General features: G+C 71.9%; 21 protein-coding genes. 6 read left to right on the top strand and 15 right to left on the bottom strand.

Going from position 1 to position 21,481, the window contains the following annotated elements:
* Positions 1-14: 14 nt before the first annotated feature.
* The 4 genes from ACQPYN_RS00300 to ACQPYN_RS00285 all read right to left on the bottom strand — a co-directional run bounded on the left by ACQPYN_RS00300 (position 15) and on the right by ACQPYN_RS00285 (position 4,260).
* On the bottom strand, positions 15-1,052 hold the full coding sequence (locus ACQPYN_RS00300) for a transketolase family protein (RefSeq protein WP_433031851.1): 1,038 nt from the start codon (positions 1,050-1,052) through the stop codon (positions 15-17).
* The gene (locus ACQPYN_RS00295; protein WP_433031848.1) at positions 1,049-1,927 is read right to left on the bottom strand and encodes a transketolase; all 879 of its coding nucleotides are present in this window, start codon (positions 1,925-1,927) and stop codon (positions 1,049-1,051) included. Before ACQPYN_RS00295 ends, ACQPYN_RS00300 begins: the two co-directional genes overlap by 4 nt.
* A 28-nt stretch (positions 1,928-1,955) precedes the next feature.
* The gene (locus tag ACQPYN_RS00290; RefSeq protein WP_433031845.1) at positions 1,956-3,368 is read right to left on the bottom strand and encodes an MFS transporter; all 1,413 of its coding nucleotides are present in this window, start codon (positions 3,366-3,368) and stop codon (positions 1,956-1,958) included.
* Between the two features lie 238 nt (positions 3,369-3,606).
* Positions 3,607-4,260: a GntR family transcriptional regulator gene (locus ACQPYN_RS00285; RefSeq protein WP_433031842.1), complete on the bottom strand. Its 654-nt coding sequence runs from the start codon at positions 4,258-4,260 to the stop codon at positions 3,607-3,609.
* 259 nt (positions 4,261-4,519) lie between these two features.
* Here ACQPYN_RS00285 and ACQPYN_RS00280 point away from each other — a divergent pair, with 259 nt between their 5' ends.
* Positions 4,520-5,800 carry an acyl-CoA dehydrogenase family protein gene (locus tag ACQPYN_RS00280; protein ID WP_433031839.1) on the top strand — a complete coding sequence of 427 codons (1,281 nt, stop codon included), beginning with the start codon at positions 4,520-4,522 and terminating at the stop codon, positions 5,798-5,800.
* Here ACQPYN_RS00280 and ACQPYN_RS00275 read toward each other — a convergent pair.
* On the bottom strand, positions 5,797-6,792 hold the full coding sequence (locus tag ACQPYN_RS00275; protein ID WP_433031836.1) for a helix-turn-helix domain-containing protein: 996 nt from the start codon (positions 6,790-6,792) through the stop codon (positions 5,797-5,799). The two genes, ACQPYN_RS00280 and ACQPYN_RS00275, sit on opposite strands and share 4 nt — an antisense overlap.
* Positions 6,793-7,077: 285 nt before the next feature.
* Between ACQPYN_RS00275 and ACQPYN_RS00270 the strand changes: the two genes are divergently transcribed.
* Positions 7,078-7,701: a DedA family protein gene (locus tag ACQPYN_RS00270; protein ID WP_433031833.1), complete on the top strand. Its 624-nt coding sequence runs from the start codon at positions 7,078-7,080 to the stop codon at positions 7,699-7,701.
* Positions 7,702-7,752: 51 nt separating this feature from the next.
* Here the strand turns inward: ACQPYN_RS00270 and ACQPYN_RS00265 are convergent, their stop codons facing one another.
* The 7 genes from ACQPYN_RS00265 to ACQPYN_RS00235 all read right to left on the bottom strand — a co-directional run bounded on the left by ACQPYN_RS00265 (position 7,753) and on the right by ACQPYN_RS00235 (position 13,728).
* Positions 7,753-8,304: a hypothetical protein gene (locus tag ACQPYN_RS00265; protein WP_433031829.1), complete on the bottom strand. Its 552-nt coding sequence runs from the start codon at positions 8,302-8,304 to the stop codon at positions 7,753-7,755.
* 53 nt (positions 8,305-8,357) lie between these two features.
* The gene (locus ACQPYN_RS00260) at positions 8,358-9,152 is read right to left on the bottom strand and encodes an FAD:protein FMN transferase (protein ID WP_433031826.1); all 795 of its coding nucleotides are present in this window, start codon (positions 9,150-9,152) and stop codon (positions 8,358-8,360) included.
* Positions 9,149-9,628: an FMN-binding protein gene (locus ACQPYN_RS00255; RefSeq protein WP_433031823.1), complete on the bottom strand. Its 480-nt coding sequence runs from the start codon at positions 9,626-9,628 to the stop codon at positions 9,149-9,151. The genes ACQPYN_RS00260 and ACQPYN_RS00255 overlap by 4 nt, the downstream gene beginning before the upstream one ends.
* A 6-nt stretch (positions 9,629-9,634) precedes the next feature.
* Positions 9,635-11,044 (bottom strand): ferredoxin reductase family protein, encoded by a 1,410-nt coding sequence (locus ACQPYN_RS00250; RefSeq protein WP_433031820.1) that lies wholly within the window; start codon positions 11,042-11,044, stop codon positions 9,635-9,637.
* Positions 11,045-11,110: 66 nt separating this feature from the next.
* Positions 11,111-12,535, bottom strand: coding sequence for a HAMP domain-containing sensor histidine kinase (locus ACQPYN_RS00245; protein ID WP_433031817.1), 1,425 nt, complete (start codon positions 12,533-12,535; stop codon positions 11,111-11,113).
* Positions 12,532-13,233: a response regulator transcription factor gene (locus ACQPYN_RS00240; protein WP_433031814.1), complete on the bottom strand. Its 702-nt coding sequence runs from the start codon at positions 13,231-13,233 to the stop codon at positions 12,532-12,534. Before ACQPYN_RS00240 ends, ACQPYN_RS00245 begins: the two co-directional genes overlap by 4 nt.
* Before the next feature lie 99 nt (positions 13,234-13,332).
* On the bottom strand, positions 13,333-13,728 hold the full coding sequence (locus ACQPYN_RS00235; protein ID WP_433031811.1) for a nuclear transport factor 2 family protein: 396 nt from the start codon (positions 13,726-13,728) through the stop codon (positions 13,333-13,335).
* 230 nt (positions 13,729-13,958) lie between these two features.
* On the opposite strand from ACQPYN_RS00235, the gene ACQPYN_RS00230 reads away from it, so the two are divergent.
* On the top strand, positions 13,959-14,666 hold the full coding sequence (locus ACQPYN_RS00230; RefSeq protein WP_433031808.1) for a winged helix-turn-helix transcriptional regulator: 708 nt from the start codon (positions 13,959-13,961) through the stop codon (positions 14,664-14,666).
* A 114-nt stretch (positions 14,667-14,780) separates the two neighbouring features.
* Positions 14,781-15,923, top strand: coding sequence for an AI-2E family transporter (locus ACQPYN_RS00225; protein WP_433031805.1), 1,143 nt, complete (start codon positions 14,781-14,783; stop codon positions 15,921-15,923).
* Positions 15,924-16,070: 147 nt separating this feature from the next.
* On the opposite strand, the gene ACQPYN_RS00220 is transcribed toward ACQPYN_RS00225, so the two are convergent.
* A complete protein-coding gene (locus tag ACQPYN_RS00220) occupies positions 16,071-17,237 on the bottom strand; it encodes an adenylate/guanylate cyclase domain-containing protein (protein ID WP_433031802.1) in 1,167 nt (388 codons plus the stop codon).
* A gap of 49 nt (positions 17,238-17,286) precedes the next feature.
* Here ACQPYN_RS00220 and ACQPYN_RS00215 point away from each other — a divergent pair, with 49 nt between their 5' ends.
* A complete protein-coding gene (locus ACQPYN_RS00215) occupies positions 17,287-18,078 on the top strand; it encodes an SDR family NAD(P)-dependent oxidoreductase (RefSeq protein ID WP_433031799.1) in 792 nt (263 codons plus the stop codon).
* 34 nt (positions 18,079-18,112) lie between these two features.
* On the opposite strand, the gene ACQPYN_RS00210 is transcribed toward ACQPYN_RS00215, so the two are convergent.
* A complete protein-coding gene (locus ACQPYN_RS00210; RefSeq protein WP_433031796.1) occupies positions 18,113-18,715 on the bottom strand; it encodes a TetR/AcrR family transcriptional regulator in 603 nt (200 codons plus the stop codon).
* 106 nt (positions 18,716-18,821) lie between these two features.
* On the opposite strand from ACQPYN_RS00210, the gene ACQPYN_RS00205 reads away from it, so the two are divergent.
* Positions 18,822-20,870, top strand: a complete 2,049-nt coding sequence (locus tag ACQPYN_RS00205; RefSeq protein ID WP_433031793.1) for a fatty acid desaturase — start codon at positions 18,822-18,824, stop codon at positions 20,868-20,870.
* 53 nt (positions 20,871-20,923) lie between these two features.
* Here the strand turns inward: ACQPYN_RS00205 and ACQPYN_RS00200 are convergent, their stop codons facing one another.
* A complete protein-coding gene (locus tag ACQPYN_RS00200; protein ID WP_433031790.1) occupies positions 20,924-21,466 on the bottom strand; it encodes a winged helix-turn-helix transcriptional regulator in 543 nt (180 codons plus the stop codon).
* Between the last annotated feature and the right edge of the window lie 15 nt (positions 21,467-21,481).

Below are 21,481 nucleotides of genomic sequence, written 5' to 3'. Positions count from 1 at the left end.
GGAGCTCGGGCGGGTCAGGCGGAGGGCGGCGAGGGGTCGGCCGGCCAGGGCGCGCGGTCGTTCAGCTCGGCCTTGATGCGGGCGACGACGGCGTCGGTGGACAGGCCGTAGCGGTCGTGCAGCGTGGGCAGGGCGCCGGCGGCGAGGAACTCGTCGGGCAACCCGATCTGCCCGAAGCGGGCGGAGACGCCGGCAAGGGCCAACGAGGTCGCGACGGCCTCGCCCAGACCGCCGATGACGGTGTGGTTCTCGCAGGTCAGGATCAGCCGGTCGGAGCGGGCGGCACGGACGATCGCCTCGCGATCGAGCGGCTTGACCGTCGGCACGTGCAGCACGGCGACGTCGACGTGGTCGGCCTCGAGGCGGGCGGCGGCCTGCAGGGCCCGCATGGTCATCAGACCGGTGGAGATGAGCAGGACGTCGCGTCCGGTGCGCAGCTCGGCGGCCTTGCCGAGCTCGAAGCGGTAGTCGTACTCGTCGAGGACGGTGGGCACCGACCCGCGCAGCAGCCGCAGGTAGGTGGGGCCGTCGTGGTCGGCGAGTGCCGGGACGGCGGCCTCGATGTCGACCGAGTCGCAGGGGTCGACGATCGTCAGGTTGGGGCAGCCGCGCAGGATCGCGAGGTCCTCGGTGGCCTGGTGGCTCGGCCCGTACCCGGTGGTCAGGCCGGGCAGGCCCCCGACGACGTTGACGTTGAGCCCGGGCTCGGCGATGTCGAGGGCCAGGAAGTCGTACGCGCGGCGGGTGGCGAAGACCGAGTAGGTCGACGCGAACGGCACCAGTCCGACCTCGGCCATCCCGGCGGCCGCGCCGAGCAGCACCTGCTCGGCCATGCCCATCTGGAAGAACCGGTCCGGGTGGGCGGACCGGAAGACGTGCATGTCGGTGTACTTCGCGAGGTCCGCCGACAACCCGACGATCTCGGGACGCTCCTCGGCCAGCCGCGCCAGGGCGTGCCCGAAGGGGGCAGGGGTGGTGCGTTGGTCGGGGTCGGCGAACGACGCGATCATCGCCGAGGTGGTGAGCTTCTTCTTCGGGGCTGCCGTGGTCATCGCGTGTGTCCTTCCAGGAGCTGGTCGCGGGCGATCTGCCACTCGTGCTCCTCGACCCGCAGGAAGTGCGCCTTCTCGCGGGTCTCGAGCATCGGGACGCCGTACCCGGGGCGGGTGTCGCAGAGCAGGACCGACGGCGCGGTCGGGTCGGCGGTGAGCTCGTCGGCGGCGGCGACGAGGGCCGTGACGTCGTTGCCGTCGACCCGCCGGGTGTTCCAGCCGAAGGCGCGCCACTTGTCCTCGAGCGGGTCGATCCGCAGGACTCCGGCGGTCGGGCCGTCGGCCTGCAGGCCGTTGACGTCGACCACGGCGAGGACGTTCGACAGCCCGTGGTGGGCGCACGACATGGCCGCCTCCCACGTGGAGCCCTCGTCGAGCTCGCCGTCGGAGAGGAGGTTCACGACGCGTGCCGGGTGGCCGAGGTGTCGCAGGCCGAGGGCCATGCCCGTGGCGACGCCGAGCCCGTGGCCCAGCGACCCCCCGGAGATCTCCATGCCGGGGGTGTACGAGGCCATGGCGGACATCGGCAGGCGCGAGTCGTCGGAGCCGTAGGTCTCGAGCTCCTCGACGGGGAGGATGCCGGCCTCGGCGAACGCGGCGTAGGCGGCGATCGCGTAGTGCCCGATGGAGAGCAGGAAGCGGTCGCGCTGCGGCCACTCCGGGTCCTCCGGCCGGAACCGGAGCACGTCGCCGAACAGGACGGCGAGCACGTCGGCCACGCCGAGGGCCTGGCCGATGTAGCCCTGGCCCTGCACCTCGCCCATGTCCAGGGCGTGGCGGCGGATCCGGTAGGCGGCGTCGCGGAGCCCGGCGATGCGGTCGGGATCGCTCCGCACGGGGGTCTCGGTGGCTGTGGGACTGGTCAGTGAGGTCATGGAGGTCCTCCTATCGAGGGACGGGCCGTCAGCGGCCGGAGGCGGCGGACTCGGCGGACTCGGCGGACTCGACGGGCTGGGCCTCGTCCCGCACCGGGGAGGGAAGGGCCAGGGACCGCTCGAGTGCCTCCACCTCGGCGCGCTCGCTGCGCCCCCAGGTCTCGCGGGTGAGCAGCGTCGCGACGATGCCGAGCAGGCCGTAGAAGGTGATGAGCAGAGCGGGGCCGATCCAGCCGAAGCCGGCGAAGAGGGCGGTGGCGATGAGCGGGGTGAAGCCGGAGACCACGGCGGAGAGCTGGTAGGCCAGCGAGGCGCCGGTGGTGCGGGTGCGGGCGGCGAACAGCTCGGAGAACCAGGCCCCTTGCACGCCGGCGAGGGAGTTCTGGCAGATCGCGTAGCTGACGACGAAGGCGAGGACGACCGCGACCGCGGTGCCGGTGTTGAGCAGCAGGAACAACGGGATGCCCCACAGCAGCGTGACGATGGTGCCGAAGAGGTAGACCGGCCGTCGCCCGACGCGGTCGGTGAGAGCGCCCCAGCCGATCGTGGCGCCGATGCCGAGCGCGGAGGCGATCATCGTCGCCGTGAGGCTGATGCTGCGGTCGGCGAGCTCCTCGCTCACCAGGTACGACAGGACGAAGGTGACCGTGACCGCGTAGCCCGCGGTCTCGGTGACGCGCAGGCAGAACGCGCGCAGGATGTTGCGCCAGTCGGTGCGCAGGACCTCGGTCAGCGGGTTCTTCGCGATGTTGCCCTCGTCCTTGAGCTCCTCGAACTCGGGGGACTCCTCGACCTTGAGCCGGATGATGATGCCGACGGCGATCAGGATCGCGCTGAGCAGGAAGGGCACCCGCCACGCCCAGTTGCCGCCCAGGGGCACGCTGGCCAGGAAGGCGAGGTTGGCCAGCAGCAGACCGACCGGGAAGCCGGCCTGGGTGATGCCGGTGTAGAGACCTCGTTTGCGCCACGGCGCGTGCTCGAAGCACATGAGGATGGCCCCGCCCCACTCGGCGCCGAAGGCCAGGCCCTGGACGACACGGACGAGGACGAGCAGGACCCCGGCCCACACGCCGATCTGGTCGTAGGTGGGCAGGGCGCCGATGAGGACGGTGGCGACGCCCATCAGCAGCAGCGACGCGACGAGCACCGGCTTGCGGCCGATCTTGTCGCCGAGGTAGCCGCCGATGATCCCGCCGAGCGGGCGGACGGCGAACCCGATGCCGAGCGTGGCGAACGAGAGCAGGGTCCCCGAGAGCGGGTCGTTCGCGGGGAAGAAGACGGTGTTGAAGTACAGGGCCGCGGCGATGCCGAAGCCGATGAAGTCGTAGGTCTCGATGGTGGCGCCCACCGAGGCGCCGATCGCGACGCGCTTGCGGGAGGCGGTGCCCTCGATGGGGTGGCGGGTGCTGGGCCCGGCCGGTGGCGCGTTCCGTTCGGTCATGGTGATCTCCGCTGATCGGTGAGGACTCGACGGGGTGGGCTGCCGCGCGTCGGCCTCCCCGGTCAGTTGACTGTTAACAGTCAACTGCTGGAGACGATGGTGAGGTCCCACGACGAGTCTGTCAACAGTCAGCACACAACGGGATGACCGCGCTGACCTGCGATGATCACGTGGAGATCGTCGGACCGGACGGCGACGATCGGTGCGCTCCCCGCCGACGTGCGCGGAGCGCGCGGGCTCAGTCGGCGGCGGGAGCGAAGTGCTCGGCGGCCGCGGCCATGTGGTCCTCGACGACCGCCACGGCGTCGGCCGGCTCGCCGCTCTCGATCGCCTCGAGGATCGGGGCGTGCCGATCGCCGGCCATCATCACCGGCGAGCCCTCGGCGTCGCCGTTCATGATCGCCACGCGGATGCGGCCCTCGAGCGCGCGCCAGGCCTCGACGAGCATCGAGTTGCCGGCGAGACGGCAGAGCAGCAGGTGGAAGCCGAGGTCGGCCTCGACGCGCTCCGCGAAGTCGCCGCGACCGAGGTCGGCGAGGGCGTCGCGCAGCGTCCGCGCCGCCTCCTCACGCCGTCCCGAGTTGATGATCTCGGTGACGGCCAGCCCCTCGAGCGCGGCGCGGACCTTGAACAGCTCGCGCACCTCGGTGGAGGAGAGCTGGTTGACGCGCAGCATCCCTCGGTTGCCGGCCGTGACCAGGCGTTCCTGCTGGAGGTGCCGGAGAGCCTCGCGGACGGTGCCGCGACTGACGCCGAGGTGGGTGGCGAGCTCGACCTCGCCGAGGTGGTCACCCGGGCGATAGCGCCCCGAGGTGATGGCCGTGCGGAGCGCGGCCAGCGAGCGTTCGCGCAGCGTGCTGCGGTCCAGGCTCGACAACGGCTCCACGCTCATCGGTGCCACCCCTTTCGCCACCCGATCCTAGACACGTCTGCCGACAGCAGAGTGATGACTGTCGACACCGCGCCTGGCTTCGCCGGGCTCCGAGCAGGACGTCTCTCGTCGTGCGGTGTCTCCGGGGCACGTGGAGAACGGTGCGTCCTCGTTCCACCCACCCCGCACTGAGGTCCAAGTGTCGGACCTCAGGTCCGCCCCACACTTCGCCCACCCGCCGCGGAGGCAGGATCCGCGGCCACGGAGACGAGGTGTCGTGATGGGACTCGACTTCACCCTGAGCGAGGAGCAGCTCCAGCTCCGCGCCGGAGCCCGGGAGTTCGCCGATGGCGTCCTGACCCAGGTCGCGGGCGCGCTCGACGGGATTCCCGGGCCTGAGGAGCGGTTCTACGCCATCAGGCCCTTCTTCCAGCAGATGGTCGACGCCGGGTTCCTCAAGGCCCTGATCCCGGACGAGTACGGCGGCAACAAGTTCTCCTCGCTCGCCTTCACCCTGGCGGCCGAGGAGCTCGCGCGCGTCGACATCAACACCCCGACGGCGGTCCTGGCCACCGGCCTCGGTCTCCAGCCGATCATCCGGTTCGGGAACGACGAGCAGAAGGCGCGCTTCCTGCCCCGGTTCGTCGACGGCACCGCGCGCCTCGCCGCCTTCGGCTTCACCGAGGTCAGCGGCGGCGCCAACTGGGACTCGCCGGACCCGAAGGTCGGTGTCCAGACCTTCGCCGAGCTCGACGGCGACGAGTGGGTGATCAACGGGGCGAAGCACTACGTCACGAACGGCACGGGGTGGAACCGCGAGGGCCCCGACACCCTGTGTCTCGTCTGCCGCACCGACCCGGACGCGCCGCCCGAGCAGTCGATGGCGGTCATCGTCATCGAGAAGGGCACGCCCGGTGTCGAGGTGACCGGGATCCTCGACACCGCCGGCCATCGCGCCGTCATCTCGCCGCGACTGGAGTTCAAGAACGTCCGCGTGCCGAAGGAGAACATCCTCGGTGAACCCGGCGACGGCATGGAGATCGTGCGGGAGACCTTCTCCTGGACCTGCGCACCGATCGGCGCCGCCTGCATCGGCCGGATGCGTGCCGCCTTCGACTACGCCTACCAGTTCGCGAGGACCGACAACCGCTCCGGCCCCCACCCGGTCATCGAGTACCAGAACGCCGGCTACATGCTCACCGACCTCAAGATCCGTATCGAGGCAGCGCGCTACCTGACGTGGAAGGCCGCCGACCACTTCGACAAGACGAACGGCAAGGACCGGGAGCTCGCGAACATCACCAAGGTCTTCGCTTCGGAGACGTCGGTCCAGGTCGCCTACGACGCGATGCGGCTCGTCGGGATCGACGCCTACACCGATCTCACCCCGATCGCAGGAATCATGAACGACGTCCTGTGCTTCCCCGTCTACGACGGCGGCAACATGGGCGTGCGGCGTCGCCAGATGCACGACATGCTCCGCAACCCGAGCTACGACCCGCTCGCTCTGGCCGAGAACCGACTGTCGACGAGCAACCCGATGGCGGAGGCGGGCCTCTAGGACGCACCGGCGGCGCGGGCGCGGTACTCCGAGGGGAGACATCCTTTCTGCGACCTGAAGACCCTGTTGAGATGGGAGAGGTCGCAGAATCCCCACCGCGCCGCCGCGTCGGACAGCGAGCCGCTCGTCGAGCCCGTCAGCAGCTCGCGCGCACAGGCGTCGACCCTCATGGCGGTGACGGTCTGCGCGAAGGTCCGCTCGCTGCCCTCGTAGAGCGCGTGGAGCTTGCGGACGGAGATGCCGAAGCGCCGGGACACCTGCTGGGGTGTCAGGTTCCCGGTGCGGAGGTTGGCCGTGAGGTGACGGTTGATCGCGGCCCGCAGCGTCGCGTCGAGCGTCTCCCGCCCTGTGTCCACGAGCAGCGGACCCGCACCGACGTCTGCGGCGAGCATCGTCGTGAAGGCGGACTCGGCGGCGTCGACGGCCGCGGTGTCGAGCCCGTCGGCGTTGCGCCAGATCGACATCATCGTCGAGGCGACGAGGTTCGACGTGCCACGCTTCGTCCCGTCGTGGGCGACCGACGTGAAGCCGTGCGGTTCGGCGAGCAGCGGGAGGAGCCGAGCGCGCGGCACCCGGAACGACACGACCCGCCACTCTCCCGAGTCGGGGCCGGCGACGAACTCGAGGTCGTACTCGCGGGTGGTGTCGAACAGCGCGAAGCTCCCCGCCGGGAGGATGCAGCGCCGGCCGTCCTGCGTCCCGACGCAGTGCCCGTCGAGCTGCAGGTTCACGAACACCTGGTGGGAGTCGGTGCGACGGACCTCCGCGTCCCCGTGCGAGATCAGCTGGGTCTCCGAGGAGACCTCGGCGGTGTTGGTCGAGGTGAGCATCCTCGAGCGCACCCAGCTGTCGATGCCCTGCGGACGAGGGCCGGCCGCACGATGCACCGACGTGCGTCGGGTCGCCAGCGGTGTGAACGCCTCGCAGATGACCTCGCGCCAGTAGCTGAACTGCTCTCGCTCCGGCCGGTCGCCGGTCGTCCAGTACTGCATCGTCGACCTCCTCGCCCGACCGACCTCGCCCTGGTGTGGACGAGTCGCGGGCCGAATCAGGTCAGCATGCCGCCCTCGGCGGTGCGACTCAACGGACCAGCGAGTTCACGACGTTGCGTCCGTGGGAAGCCGCGCCCGCAGAGGTGGCGCACTGCCCCAGCGAGAAGGCCGCCCTCCCCGTGCAGCTGGCATGACCACGCGTACATCCCGCTCACACTCAACGGGGCGCACGCTGGGGAGCATGAGAAGTGGGTGTCGGACCCGTCGGGGCGAGGGGTGCCGGCGATGAACCTCCTCGACCCCGCGTGGTGGATCGCGCTCCTCGGGGTGGCCGCCGTGCCGCTGGTGCTCTTCGTCGAGACCGGGCTCCTGGTCGGCTTCTTCCTGCCCGGGGACTCCTTGCTGTTCACCGCCGGGGTCCTCACCGCCACCGCGGTCGGCTCCCCCGCCCACCTGCCCCTGGCCGCGGTCCTCGTCGGCGCCCCGCTCGGGGCTGTCCTCGGCGCCCAGTGCGGCTGGTGGATCGGCCGCCGGGCGGGACCGGCGCTCCGTTCCGCGAACCGCTCCCCGCGACTCCGCGGGGCCATGGACCGGGCGGACGGCTTCCTCCGGCGCTACGGCTACGGCAAGGCGATCGTGCTGGCCCGGTTCGTCCCGGTGGTCCGCACCGTGGTCAACCCGGTGGCCGGGGCGCTGCGGGTCCCCGTGGCGACGTTCACGCTCTGGCAGATCGTCGGCGGCGTCGTCTGGGCGATCGGTCTCACTCTGGCCGGGCACCTGCTCGGCGCCTCGATCCCCGGGGTGGACCAGTACCTGCTGCCGATCATCGCGGTGGTCGTGGTCGTGTCCCTGGTCCCGGTCGTCGTCGAGCTCGTCCGTGACCGCCGCCGCGCCGGGCGCACGTCGTGATCCCGCCCGCGGTGGCGGCGAGCCGGGGAGTCGGCGACCCAGGCCGGCCGGTCATCCGCCCTCTGGGGCCGGGCCTCCACCGGGCGGGAGCTGGGCCTGCTCGGAGAACTGTCCGGTCCACGCGGCCCGGGCGCCGGAGTCGCCGATGCGGTACACGGTCAGCACCGAACCCGCGGCGACGATGACGGCGATCACCGCCACGACCACCGTCACCGCGACGTCGCCGCGGGACCGGCGGCCGAGACCCCGGGTGTCGCCGGCGACCGCCCGCGCGCCGCGAACCTCGAGGACCTGGCGGGCCAGGATTCCCAGCGCCACCAGGGCGAGCCCGATCGCCCACGGCAGCATGTAGTCCCCCAGCTCGGTGTGGGCGCGCACGAGGGGAGTACGGGCCACCCTGTGCTCGAGCCACTCCCCCGCCTCCGTGGTCAGCGGCACCGCGACGAGCGCGAGGACGGCGAGCGCCGCCGTCGGCCACACGAGCCGCGCCCGGGCCGCCGGCCACACCGCGACGAGCACCACGAGCATCGCGCTGAGCGGGATGAGCACGACCACCGCGTGGACCAACAGGATGTGGGCCGGCAGCCCACTGATCGTCGACACACGGGGCATCGTTCCGGCGCACCGAGCGTGCGCCAACGACACCGCGACGGTTCTTACCGAGTTCCCACCTGCGGAATGCGAGCAATGGTCCCGTCGGTGGCGACGACGAGCCCGCTCCTCCCGACGCGACGACCGAGCCATTCCGCGGCGCCCGCCCCCAGGGCGAAGGCGGCGGTGGCGTCGACATCGGCCTCGGTGAGCGTCGAGGCGATCACCGTCACCGCCGCGATCCCCGTCGGCGGGAGCCCCGTGCGGACGTCGATCACGTGGGCGCCGCGGTGCGCGGTGCCGGAGGTCGCCACAGCACCGTCGCGCACCGGAACGGTGGCGAGGATGCGACGGGGGTCGTGGGGATCCTCGATCCCGATGCGCCAGGGCAGATCGGGGTCGAGGACGCGGCCGAGGACGTCGCCACCCGCGCCGAGGCAGAAGTCGGTGTCGTCGAGGGCGCGCAGCGCGGATGCGGCGCGCTCGACCGCCCATCCCTTGACGACGCCGCTGGGGTCGAGGTGCCGTTCGCCGTCGGATCCGGGGAGCCAGGCGGAGAAGGCGCCGCTCGTCGCGCGCCCGGCGCGGTCGGCGATGTCCAGCACCTCGTGCAGCTCGGACGGCACGCCCGGATCGCCGAGACCGACCTCGCCCCGGTTGATCCGCGACACGACCGAGTCGCGCCGATACGTGCTGAAGACGCGATCCGCCTCGCGCAGGTTAGCCATCACCGCACGCCAGGCCGAGCGCCCCGCGGTGTCATCGGCGTGCCGGCCGCGCAGGGCGAGGCTGATCGGCAGGCCCATGACGTGCTCGACGTACCGGGTGATCCGCGGGCGGGCCGGGGTCGACGCGGTCATGCCCCGTGGGCCCGGTCGAGGGCGCTCTGCAACGACTCGAGGTAGCCGGTGCTCGTCACCGTCGCTCCGCTGACCATGTCGATCTGGGCGGTCTGCGCCTGGATCGTCTCGTCGACGAGCTGCGGGATCGCGTCCGCGTTGATCTCCCGGTCCTTGGCGTTCCCGTCCGGGTACTGCACGAGGTCGACGGCGGTGATCCGTCCGTTCGCCACCGTGATGCGGGTCTGGACCGGCCCCCAGCGGGTGTCGGCGGTGCTGCCGGTGAACGTGCCGGCGACGGGCAGGGCACTCGAGCCCGAGATCGAGCCTGCAGTCGTCGTGGGGCTCGGAGTGGTGGTCCGGGCCGTCGTCGAGGGCGTGGCGGAGCCGCCGGCCGCTTCGTCGTCGGGGAGCGTGGACGAGGTCGAGGTCCTGTAGCCGAAGAGCAGGACGAGGGTGCTCACGGTGGTCAGGAACCACAGGAGGATGCGTCGCATCTCAGGTCACCAGTCGAAGGTCTCGGTGTGGACGCGGTCGGTCGGGGTGCCGGCCGCGGTGAGGGTCTGGCGGACGAGGCGGGTCCACGGGTCGGGGCCGCAGACGTACACCTCGCGCTCGGCGATGTCGGGGACGCGGGCCAGCAGGGCGCTGAGGTCGCTCCCGCCCCCGACGCCGTCGCCGAGCCAGGAGTCGCCGGCCCTGCGGGGCCCGGGCAGCGGAACGAGCCCGACCCGGTGCTCGCGGGCGAGCGCGGTGAACTCGCGAGGGAACAGCGGCTCGACGGTGAACCGGTGGAGCACCACGACGTCGCGTCCGGACGTGCCGAGCTCCTCGGCCAGGGCCCGCAGCGGGGTGATCCCGACCCCGGCGCCGATGAGCGCGATCCGTGAGGCCGTGCCCGCGCGGTCGGTCAGCCGCCCGTAGGGCCCTTCGACGAGCACGCGGGTGCCCGCCCGCAGCCGGCGGAGGGCACGGCTGCCGTCGCCGAGGTCCTTGACGGTGATGCGCAGGTGACGCCCGTCCGGCGCCGCGGAGAGCGAGTAGGGGTGCGCCCGGGTCCAGCCGGGGCCGCTGAGGAAGCGCCAGGTGAAGAACTGGCCGGCGCGGGCGTCGAGCTCGTCCAGGTGGCGGCCGACGAGGCGCACCGACAGGCATCCGTCGCCCTCGTCGACGACCGAGGTGACGGCGATCCGGTGGCGCAGGCTGCGCCGTAGCGGGACGCCGATCCGCCAGACGAGCACCGAGCCCGCGGCGAGACCCCAGAGGGTCCACCAGAACACGGTCCGCGCGGTCGAGACCAGGAACTCCTGGCCGGTCCAGAGCTGGTGGGGCAGCGCGAGCCCGACGCCGAGGTAGGCGTAGAGGTGCAGCAGATGCCATGTCTCGTACCTCAGCCGGGCCCGGGCGGCGCGCACGCTGGTCACGACGACCATCACCAGACAGGCCGTCCCGCCGACGGCCAGGAGCATGCCCGGGTAGTCGACGGTGAGGTCCCAGGCCTCGCCCGGGACGCGGGTGAGGTCGCCGGCGGCGTAGCCCCAGGTGATCAGGCCGATGTGGGCGAGCATCCCGGTGAACGAGGTGAAGCCGACCAGCCGGTGGACACGCGCGAGGCGGTCCTGGCCGAACGCCTGCTCGAGCAACGGCACGCGCGCCATGAGAACGACCTGCGCGAGCAGGAGCAGTGACGCGAGCAGCCCGGTCACCCGGCCCAGCGAATCCAGCCCGCTCGCCCAGCCGCCGAGGTCGGCCAGTCCGCCCCCGGAGGCCCACCAGAAGACCACGAGGGACAGCGAGGCGGCGAGCACGGCCTCGGCGGCGGTCCGCACCCGGCGGTCCCGCACGGCCGAGGGCGCCCGCGCGACGTGCCGGGGGGACCGGCCGGCGAGGGCACGGTGGAGGGTGGCGGTCACGGACACCACGGTGTCGCCGCAGGGTGAAGCGCCGACGTGGCCCGGTTCGGAGTCGGGTAAGGACCCCTAGGCGCGAGACGCGGCTCCCCCGGCGCGCGCGGCCGGCAGGACGCGATCGGCGGCGACCGAGAAGCCCACGGTCGTCCCGCCACCGGACGGGGTGGAGACGAACGCGCTCCCGCCGTGGCCCTCCGCGACGTCGTGCACGATCGCGAGCCCCAACCCGGAGCCGGGAAGTCCACGGGCGGAGTCGGCGCGATAGAAGCGGTCGAACACCCGCGCGGCGTCGCCGGGCGCGATGCCGGGGCCCTGGTCGGTCACCGTGGTCGTCCCGCGGCGGATCCGCAGGAACACATCCGCGGTGCCGTCGGCATCGAACTTGACCGCGTTCTCCAGCAGGTTGCCGATCGCGCGCTCCAGCGCACCGCGGCGCCCGCGGACCCGCGATCCGTCGTCCTCGAGCGTGATGCGACGCCCGCTGCGGCGCCGCACCCGCTCGGCGGCGCGATCGGCCACCTCGGCGAGGGCGACATCCTCCTCGGGCTCCTCGCTCTGCCGCGAGAGCGCCAGCTCGACGAGCTCGTCGACGAGGTGCGAGAGCTCCCGGGTCTCGCCCTGGACGTCGGCGACGAGGCGGTCCTGGGCCTCCGGGGAGAGCTCGGCGAGCCGGCGCAGCACGCTCGTGTTGGTGCGCAGGCTGGTCAACGGGGTGCGCAGCTCGTGGGCGGCGTCCTGCACGAGGCGGTCCTGGGCGTCCCGGGCCGCCGCGAGACGGGCGAGCATCGTGGTGAACGAGCCTGCGAGACGTCCGACCTCGTCACGCCCCGCCACCGGCACGGCGACGTCGATCTGCCCGTGGTCGGCGATCTCCTCAGCGGTGGCGGTCAGGCGCACGAGTCGGCGGGTGATCCGCCGGGCCAGCCACCAGCCGACCCCGGCCGCGACCGCGGTCACGGCGACGCTGATGAGGGCGACCTCGGCCGCCAGTCCGGCGAGGACGCGCCGCGACTGATCGATGTCGATGGCGACCTGCAGCGCCCCGCGACCGCTGCCGAGCGCGGTGGTCAGGACGCGGTAGGCCCCTCGACCGAGGTCGATCTCCGTGGTCGACGTCTGCCCGGCGGCACCGCTGGACGCGAGCAGCCGGGTCGGCTCGTCGACGGGCAGCGTCACCCGCCGGCCCCCGACGAACGTGACGGCGCCGTCGGGTGCCACCCGCAGTGCAGTGAGAGTCGGTCCCTCGGCGCGGGGATCGGGCCGCCCGGGCTCGTCGCCGTCGAGACCGTCTCGGTCCACCGGGGGCGACGGCGGCAGGGCGGAGAGGACCGCCGTCTGGCCACGGATCAGCGCGGTGGTCGCCGACGCGAGGGACCGATCGGTCTCGTCGGTGGTGCGCTCGCCGGCGGAGTGGTAGCTCAGCACGCCGACCAGACCCGCCACCACCGCCGCGACGAGCGCGAACGCCAACGCCAGGCGTGTCCGGAGGCTCACGGCTCGCGCACCGTGTAGCCCACGCCGCGCACTGTGTGGATCAGTGCGGGTGCCCCGACCGCGGTCAGCTTGCGCCGCAGGTAGCCGATGTACACCGCGAGGTTCTTCGAGTCCGCGCCGAAGTCGTAGCCCCAGATGCGGTCGTAGATCGTGGCGTGGTCGAGCACGATGCCCTCGTTGCGGACCAGCAGCTCCAGCAGGTCGAACTCGGTCTTCGAGAGCTCCAGCTCCTGTTCGCGCCACCACACCCGCCGGGCCCCCGGGTCGACGCAGAGCGCTCCGACCCACAGCCGGGAGCCGGCTCCCCCTTCTGCGGTGTCATCGGGGGTGTAGGACGCCCGACGGAGCAGGGCCCGGAGGCGAGCCAGCAGCTCGTCGAGCTCGAACGGCTTGGGGAGGTAGTCGTCGGCGCCGGCGTCCAGGCCCGCCACCCGGTCCGGGGTCTCGACGCGGGCGGTGAGCATGAGGACGGGCGTGCGGTCGCCCTCGGCGCGCAGGACGCGGCAGACCGCGAGCCCGTCGACGTCCGGCATCATCACGTCGACCACCAGCGCGTCGAAGGCGCTGCGCCGCACTCGGGTCAACGCCTCCACCCCGTCGGCGACCGTCGCCACCTGATAGCCCTCGAGCTCCAGAGCGCGCGCGAGCGACTCCCGGATGGCGCGGTCGTCGTCGGCGACCAGGACGCGCTGCGGCACCCCTCCATCCTGCGGGCTGGACGGAGGTGTCCGCACGACCCCCGGTCAGGCCGACGAACCGTCTCGATGTCGAGCGGTCGAGGGCGCGGCGGGCCACGCCTACGTGCCGTTGCCGGTCGGCGACCTGTCACTCGAGCCGTGGGGCGCCGTCGCGTACATCGCGAACGTCTGCGCAACGATCTTGCCGTTGTCGACGACGAAGGTGTCGGTGCCCAGCGGAATATCGCCGCCCACGGACCACGTGATGTAGGCGAGATCCCGATCGACCCACAAGCTCCGGAGCGTGAAACGGTCGATGGCGCCCACGGGAAGCGCAGCGATGAAGTTCTCGAAGAAGCCGTGGATTTGCTGCTTCCCCCGGTAGATCGTGTCTTCACCGATGAACCGGGCCTCCTCGTCGTAGTCACTCACGATCGCGGCGACGCCCTTCTGCTGAAGAAGGGCGTCGAGGTGACGACGGACGACGGTCTCGGTGACGGACGTTTCGACGGGCACGGGTGCCTCCGCTCGTTGGGACAGACCCGGGTGGGTTCCTGTCACCGCGAGCATGCAGAGACCGCGCGCGAAGCGACGAGTGCGGAGGCCATACCGCCGCCGGTCGGGCAGCAACGGCCAGGAACGGGACGAATCGGAACGACGATCGTGGCAAACGCGCTGCTCACCGGCCCCTTCGCGGTACAGGATTCGTACTACCTGGTGGCGCCGGGCCGGAGCACGATGTCGGGATGAACCGCCGGGACTACTGCCCGATCGCCGCGAGCGTCGAGGTGCTGGGGGACCGATGGACCCCCCTGGTCGTCCGCGAGCTGATGGTCGGCGCCAGCGGCTTCAACGAGATCCATCGGGGGCTCCCCCGAGCGAGTCGCACCCTGCTCGCGCAACGGCTACGCGACCTGGAGCGACGAGGGCTGGTGACCCACGCGGCGAGCCGACCGGGACGCCCGGGCTCGTATGCGCTGACCGCCGCTGGTCAGGCCCTGACCCCGATCGTGTGGGCGATGGGCGCCTGGGCGGCCGAATGGATGTTCGGCGATCCGAACGACGAGGACTGCGACGGCCTGACGGTCATCTGGCGGACCCACCAACTCGCCATCCCTGCCAAGCTGCCCGCGGACCGCACGGTGGTGCACCTCAAGCTCACCGGGGCAGGCGGCGCCCAGGGCTGGCTCGACATCCAGCGCCCGGGCATCACGGTCTGCAAGGACGACCAGGGCCTCACCGTCGATCTCGCCCTCGAGGCCGACACGGCACAGATGCATCGCTGGCTCGTCGGGCTCGTGCCCTTCCGCGACCTGACCGCCCACGGCCACGCCCGATTCCTCGGACCGAGCCGCTTGGCGAGGGCATTCCCCACCTGGTTCGACACCACCCTGTTCTCCCGGAACCTGCAGCGGGCACGACACCGTGGACACCGCGCCGGCCTGACCGCCTGAACCCCGGTCCGTCCCGAACTCACGGCGCTGGTCGTCGTGGTCGTCGTCCTCGTGGGCGTGTATCTGCCCGGGAAGGGCGTCTACCCGTTGACCACCCGGTGAGACGCTGCGCGGATGACCGCCTCACCGGATCCCGCGTTCCCCGAGGAGGACCAGCCCGCCATCGCGGAGTCCCCGTCGACGAGCGGTACGGCCCGGCCGCCGCGATCGCCCGGCGGCATGCCGCGGGGGTTGGTGCTGCTGCTCGGTGTGGCCGCGTCCGTGGTCGCCGTCGCCGGCATCCGGGCCGCCGCCTGGCTGATCGGTCCCGCGCTCCTGGCGCTCATGATCGTCATAGCCGCGCACCCGGTGCAGCGGTGGTTGCGGCAGCGGGGATGGCCGGGATGGGTCGCCACGCTGGCCCTCATCCTGGTGATCAACGCCGGCCTCCTCGCGCTCGTCGTCGTCCTGCTCGTCTCGATCGGGCAGCTGGCGACGGTCCTGCCGCAGTACACGGCCCAGTTCAATGCCCTGGTCGCGTCGGTGGAGAAGGTGCTCGCCGGCCTCGGCATCGGGCCCGCGCAGATCCAGGCGGCGACCAGCTCCGCCAGCATCAGCTCGGTGATCGGCGCCGTCGGAGGGGTGTTGTCGAGCCTGGGCGGCGTGCTCGCCGTGATCGTGCTGGTCCTGGCGCTTCTGCTGTTCTTCATCGCCGACGCGGCCACCTTCGGCCAACGCCTGGACAGCATCGCCGTCGAACGTCCGGACGCGGTTCGCGCCCTGGCTGGATTCGCGAGCGGCACGCGCAGCTATCTCGTGGTCACCACCGTGTTCGGGTTCATCGTCGCGGTCCTCGACGGCATCGCCCTGGGGATCATGGGGGTGCCGCTCGCGATTCTCTGGGCGATCCTCGCGTTCATCACCAACTACATCCCGAACATCGGGTTCGTCTTCGGTCTGGTGCCGCCCGCACTGCTCGCTCTGCTCACCGGCGGCTGGCCGCTGCTCGTCGCCGTGGTCGTCGTGTACTGCGTGCTCAACCTGGTCATCCAGTCGCTGATCCAGCCCCGGTTCATCGGCAACTCGGTCGGGCTCTCGGCCACGGTCACGTTCGTGGCCCTGCTGTTCTGGGCGTGGGTGCTCGGACCGCTCGGGGCGTTGCTGGCCATCCCCCTGACGCTGCTGGTCAAGGCGCTGCTCGTGGACGTCGATCCCCGCGCCCGGTGGGCTGACGCCCTCCTGCGCAGTACCGCCGAGGACCCACCGGCGACGGCGTAGGCCTCGAGCTGGCCATTGCTCCTGGAGTGCGCGGCGAGACCGGCCTGGACGACGACACGACCGTCGCCGCGCTCACCGACGTGTGGTGGGGCGCTGTCCTGGCCGCCCGCGCCGCCCGGTGAGCGCCCGAGCCGGGCGGACGTCGGTTCAGAGCAGGTCGGCGACGGCGACCGAGCCGGCGTCGCGCTTGGCCTTCTCGTCGACACCCTCGATGTCGGCGATCGCCCGGTAGACGACCCGGGACGGATCGAGGCCGAGCGCCGCGACGTCCTGCTCGTCGAGCCTCTCGACCAGCGCCTTCGACGCCAGCACCTGCCCGCCGGCGGCGCACTGCTCGATCCGCGCCGCCTCGTTCATCTCGTCGCCGAGCGCGGTGATCTCCAGACGGCCCTGGCTCGCGACCTGACCCACGTAGAGGCTCGGCCCCCAGTGCACCGCGATCTTCAGCAGGCAGTCGTCCGGGTCGATGGGCAGGCCCTCGTCTGCCAGACCGCCGGCGACCTCGCGGACGGCCCCAGGCAGCCCCCGCGCGCTCTCCAGCGCAGCGCGCGCCGCCCCGGACGCCGAATCCAGCTGCTCGGCGAGGAACAGGGCGCTCACGCCGTCACCGGCGTGCTTGCCGACGATCCCACCCCGCCCGGCGACCGTCGCCTCCAGCGCGGTCCTGATGTCACGGACCAGCCGGAAGTAGACCGAGCTCGGGAGCCGCCGCGACAGCGACCCCGAGGCCTGGAGGTCGGCGAACAGCACCGCGGCCGAGCGCTGACCCGGACGCACGAGCGCGGCCATCCGCTCGTGCATCGCCCGATCCCCGCGCAGCAGCAGCGCCGCCGTGCTCGCGGGCACATCGAGGGTGTAGACGACGAGGTAGCCCAGCAGCTCGCCCGAGACGTCGTGGACCCGCTCGACGAGGTAGGTGAACCGCCCGAAGAACTCGTCGCGCGCGAAGTCCACCGTCGAGGTCCAGGCAGGCGGAGCGGGCCGCGGCTCGCAGTCCCGGAGCGTCCCCGCCGCCTCCGGGTCGAGCATCTCGGCGAACTGCTCGGCGCCGCCCCCGGCGTCGTGGAGCAGGAAAGGCCCGTTCAGGCGAAGCCACCGCTCCGCGCTGTCCTGAGTGATCGTGCCCCGGCTCAGGACCCTCCCCCGCGCCGCGAGGACGTGACCGCCCACGCCGAGCTGCTCGGTGTCGCTCTCGCCGTAGACCGCCAGCAACTCGTCGGACACCCACACCAGCCGCCAGCGGTGATCGAGCAGCTCCGCCGCCCAACCATTGGCGTCGAGCTGCTCGGCGAGCTCCTTCAGCTGCTCATTCATCCATGCGTAACCTACGGCGCCTTCGACCATTCGACCCAGGGAGATGCCGATGCGACTGGAGGGCGCCGTTGCTCTGATCACCGGAGCGTCGACCGGCATCGGCGCGGCGATCGCGGTCGACCTCGCCGCACGGGGAGCAGTGGTGCTGCTCGTCGCCCGCAACGCCGAGACGCTCGCCGAGCGGGTCGCCGACATCGAGAGCCGGGGAGGTCGTGCGGAGGCCTTCCCGGCCGACGTCGGAGACCGCGAGCAGGTCCTCGCCCTCGGCGCTGCGATCCGCGAGCGCGTCGGGGTCCCTGACGTCGTGGTCAACAACGCCGGAGCGGGTCGCTTCCTCTATCTCGACGAGACCGAGCCCCGCGAGCTGGAGAGCATGACGGCGGTCCCGTACTCGGCGGCGCTGCTGGTCACCCAGGAGTTCCTGCCGGACATGCTCCGGCGCCGCAGCGGGTGGATCGTGAACGTCAACTCGCCCGTCTCACGGATGCCGTGGGCCGGCGCCACGGGCTATGCCGGCGCGCGGTGGGCTCTGCGCGGGCTGACCGCAGCACTGCGACAAGACCTGCGCGGCACGGGCGTCGGGGTCAGCGAAGTCGTGCCGGCCAAGGTCCACAGCGACTACTTCGCCAACAACCCCGGGGCCGAGGAGCGCGTCCCCAAGGTCGACGCCTTGATCCCCCCACGGACGCCGGATCAGGTGGCGAGCGCGGTCGTCCGGGCGATCGAGGGAGAGCGTCGCGAGGTGCTGTTGCCCTGGCAGCTCAGGGCCTTCGACGTGGCCGGACGAATCTTTCCCCGTCTGGCCGAGAGGGTCGTCGCCGTCACCGGCCATCAGCGGTGAGGGCCACCGATGGTGCTCGCCGACGGCCACGCGGTCAGCCGGGCGGGATGGCCGCCCGGGTGAGCCATTGAGCCTGCAGGACGGCGTGCTCGGCCGGGCCGGTCGGTTGGGTGAGATGGCTCAGCACGAGTCGAGCGAGCCCGTCGACGTACGTGTCGAGGGTGGCCGCAGTCAGGTGCGTGTCGAAGCCCAGCGCGACCATCTCGGCGGCCAGGGCCTGCTTGGCGCGGATGAGCACCGCGTCGGGGCGTGCTGTGAGCAGCGGGAGCAGGCTGTCGCCCCGCGAGTCCTCGGCGTGGAGGATCGCCTTGAGCAAGGTGTTGTCCGCGCCGTGGTCGAGGGCGTGCCGGACCGCGGCGCCGACCCCGGCCACCAGGTCGGTGGGGTGGGCGCGTAATTGACCGGAGGTCACCGCCAGGAACTCGTCGGTCTCCCTGCTGACCAGGGCGTCGCCGAGGTCCTGCTTCGTGCCGATCTCGTTGTAGAGGTGTTGGCGGCTGATCCCGGCCCGGCCGGCGACGGCCCCCATCGTGAGCGCCGACCAGCCGTCGGCGGTGGTGATCGCCCGTGCGGCGTCGAGCAGCCGATGGCGCAGCTGCGCGCGCATGTCGTCGCGGAACGTCCCGGGACCCGCCATGAGGACACCTTACATCTCAGGGCGAACTGTCCCGTCTGTTGACATTCTACGGCCGAATGTCAAATACTCCGGGTCGCAGACGATCACCAGGCGTGAGGAGGCGTCGATGTCGACGACCACCGACCCGTCCGAGGAGCGACGAGTGCTCAGCGAGGACGAGTCCCGGGCGATCCGCCGCGGTGTCCCGAATCCCCGGGTGCCGATGCCCGCGGTCGCGCTCCCGACCCTGGGCCTGTTCGTCGGGGCCCTCGCACTCTGGGTCGGCGCCACATGGCTGGTGCTCGCCGATCTCAGCCCCTGGTGGCTGGTGCTGACCATCCCGGTGCACGCCGTGGTGACCTTCGTGATGTTCACGGTGCTGCACGAGACCGCGCACCTGGCCGGCGGGCGGCTGCGCTGGGTCAACGAGGTCCTCGGACGCCTGTCGATCGTGTTCGTCGCCGCGTGGGCGTCGTTCCCGGTGCTGCGTTTCGTCCACATCGAGCACCACCGCAACACCAACGAGGACCGCTTCGCCGACCCCGACGCCTGGTCGGAGCTGGGGCCGTCATGGGCGCTACCGCTGCGGTGGATGACCCAGGACCTGTACTACTTCTGGTTCTACTCCCCGCTGATCGCCCGCCGGCCGCGCGCCGAGGTCGCCGAGCAGATCGGCGTGCTCGCGGCAGTGGCGGCCGCTTTCATCACCATGACCGTCACCGGCCACGGGTGGGAGCTGCTGGTGATCTACGTGATCCCGCAGCGCCTCGGCATCGGGCTGCTCGCGTGGTGGTTCGACTGGCTTCCCCACCACGAGCTCGAGGCGACCGCGTCGTCGAACCGGTTCCAGGCCACCCGCGTCCGGGTCGGGTGGGAACGGGTGATGAACCCGCTGATGCTCTATCAGAACTACCACCTGGTCCACCACATCCACCCGACCATCCCGTTCTATCGCTACGTCCAGGCCTGGCGGCGCGCGGAGTCCGACTACCTCGACCGCGGCGTCCCGATCTCCACCGCCTGGGGCAGCGAGCTCTCGCCCGCCGAGTACCGGGCCTGGCGCCAGATCACCGACGCCGTCGACCGGGACGCCGACCTGCCGCGATGGCCGCACCGTCTGCGCGTGGCCGAGGTCCGCCGACTCACCCCCCACGCGGTGTCGGTCACCTTCGAGGTGCCCGCCGAACTTCGCGAGACCTTCCGCTTCCTGCCCGGCCAGAACGTCGTCGTCGGCGCAGAGATCGACGGCGAGCACGTCCGCCGGAACTACTCGATCTGCACCGCCGCCGGCTCGGGGGTCCTGCGCATCGCCGTCCGCCTCACCGAGGACGGCCGGTTCTCGACCTACGCGAACACCCGCCTCGCGGCCGGCGACGAACTGAGCGTCACTCCGCCCAACGGGCAGTTCACCCTCACCCCCGACCCGGACGCACGCCGCCACATCGCGGCCGTCGCCGCGGGCAGCGGCATCACGCCGGTGATCTCGATCCTGGCCAGCGCCCTGGCCGCCGAACCCGGCAGCCGCGCCACACTGCTCTACGCCAACCGCGACGCCGGATCGACGATGTTCGCCGACGAACTGGCCATGCTCACCCGCCAGTTCGAAGGCCGGCTCAGGGTCGTCCACTTCCACTCGCGAGCCGAAGGGCGGGACGACGGCCCGACCACCACCGAGCACGAGGACGTCGTGTCCGCCCGCCTCGACGCCGATCGACTCCGCCACCACCTGCGCGATCCCCGCCTGCAGAGCGCGGAGTGGTTCCTCTGTGGCCCGTCAGCGCTGCTCGACGACGTCGAGTCCGTGCTCGAGGACCACGAGGTCCCCGCCGATCAGGTCCACCGAGAGCTGTTCGTCGCTCCTGACGACGACCTCGACGAGGACGACCTCGCCGACGTCGTGCCCGCCACGGTGACCGTCACCAGCGGCGGAGAGCAGACGGTGGTCCAGAGCGAAGGCACCGCCTCCCTCCTCGAGACCGTCCTCGACGGCGGCGTGGACGTGCCCTACCTGTGCACCGGCGGCATCTGCGGCACCTGCCGCGCCACCATCACCCACGGCACCGTGCACATGCAGCAGAACTACGCCCTCTCCGACGACGACGTCGCGGGCGGCGCCGTGCTGACCTGCCAGTCGCGCCCCACCAGCCCAGCGGTGGAGCTCGACTTCGACCGGTGACGGCCGAAGGGGCTGATGGAGCGCCGGACACCCCTGGGGACCGCGGTCGTCCCCTAGGTGGTGTGGGTGGTGTCGACCGTGCCGCGTGCGCCGTGGAGGTGCCTGAGTCCGGGTCCCTGCTCACTGGCCGGCGGGTGGCTGAGGCCCGCGCGGGCGGGGCCGGGCAGCGCCGTGACCTCGCCGGGCCCGAGGTGATCGCCGCAGCTCGTGCACGTCAAGAGACTCCGAACGGTGCCGCCGCAGCCGGTGTGCTGGAGCAGGCGGGTGGGGCCGTCGGGGTGGGGATAGTAGGTCTCGCCCCATTCCAGGAGGCGCGCGAGCACGTCGAGCAGTTCCGCGCCCTTCGCGGTGATCCGGTACTCGAATCGCTCGGGGTGCTGCTGGTAGAGCTCCCGCTCGACGAGCTGGTGCTCCTCGAGGTGGCTGAGTCGGCGGGTCAGCACGCTGCGGGTGACGCCCAGGCTGACCACGAGGTCGTCGAACCGCACGAGACCGAGGAAGAGGTCCCGCAGGATCAGCAGGGTCCAGCGTTGCCCGACGACCTCGAGGGCGCGTGCTGCCGCGCAGACCTGGTCCTCATAGTCGCTCCCCAGCACGACCGCGATCCTAGA

Source organism: Actinomycetospora sp. CA-053990 (assembly GCF_050948445.1).
Taxonomy (GTDB): Bacteria; Actinomycetota; Actinomycetes; order Mycobacteriales; family Pseudonocardiaceae; genus Actinomycetospora; species Actinomycetospora callitridis.
This window is presented reverse-complemented; position numbering and strand designations above follow the sequence as displayed.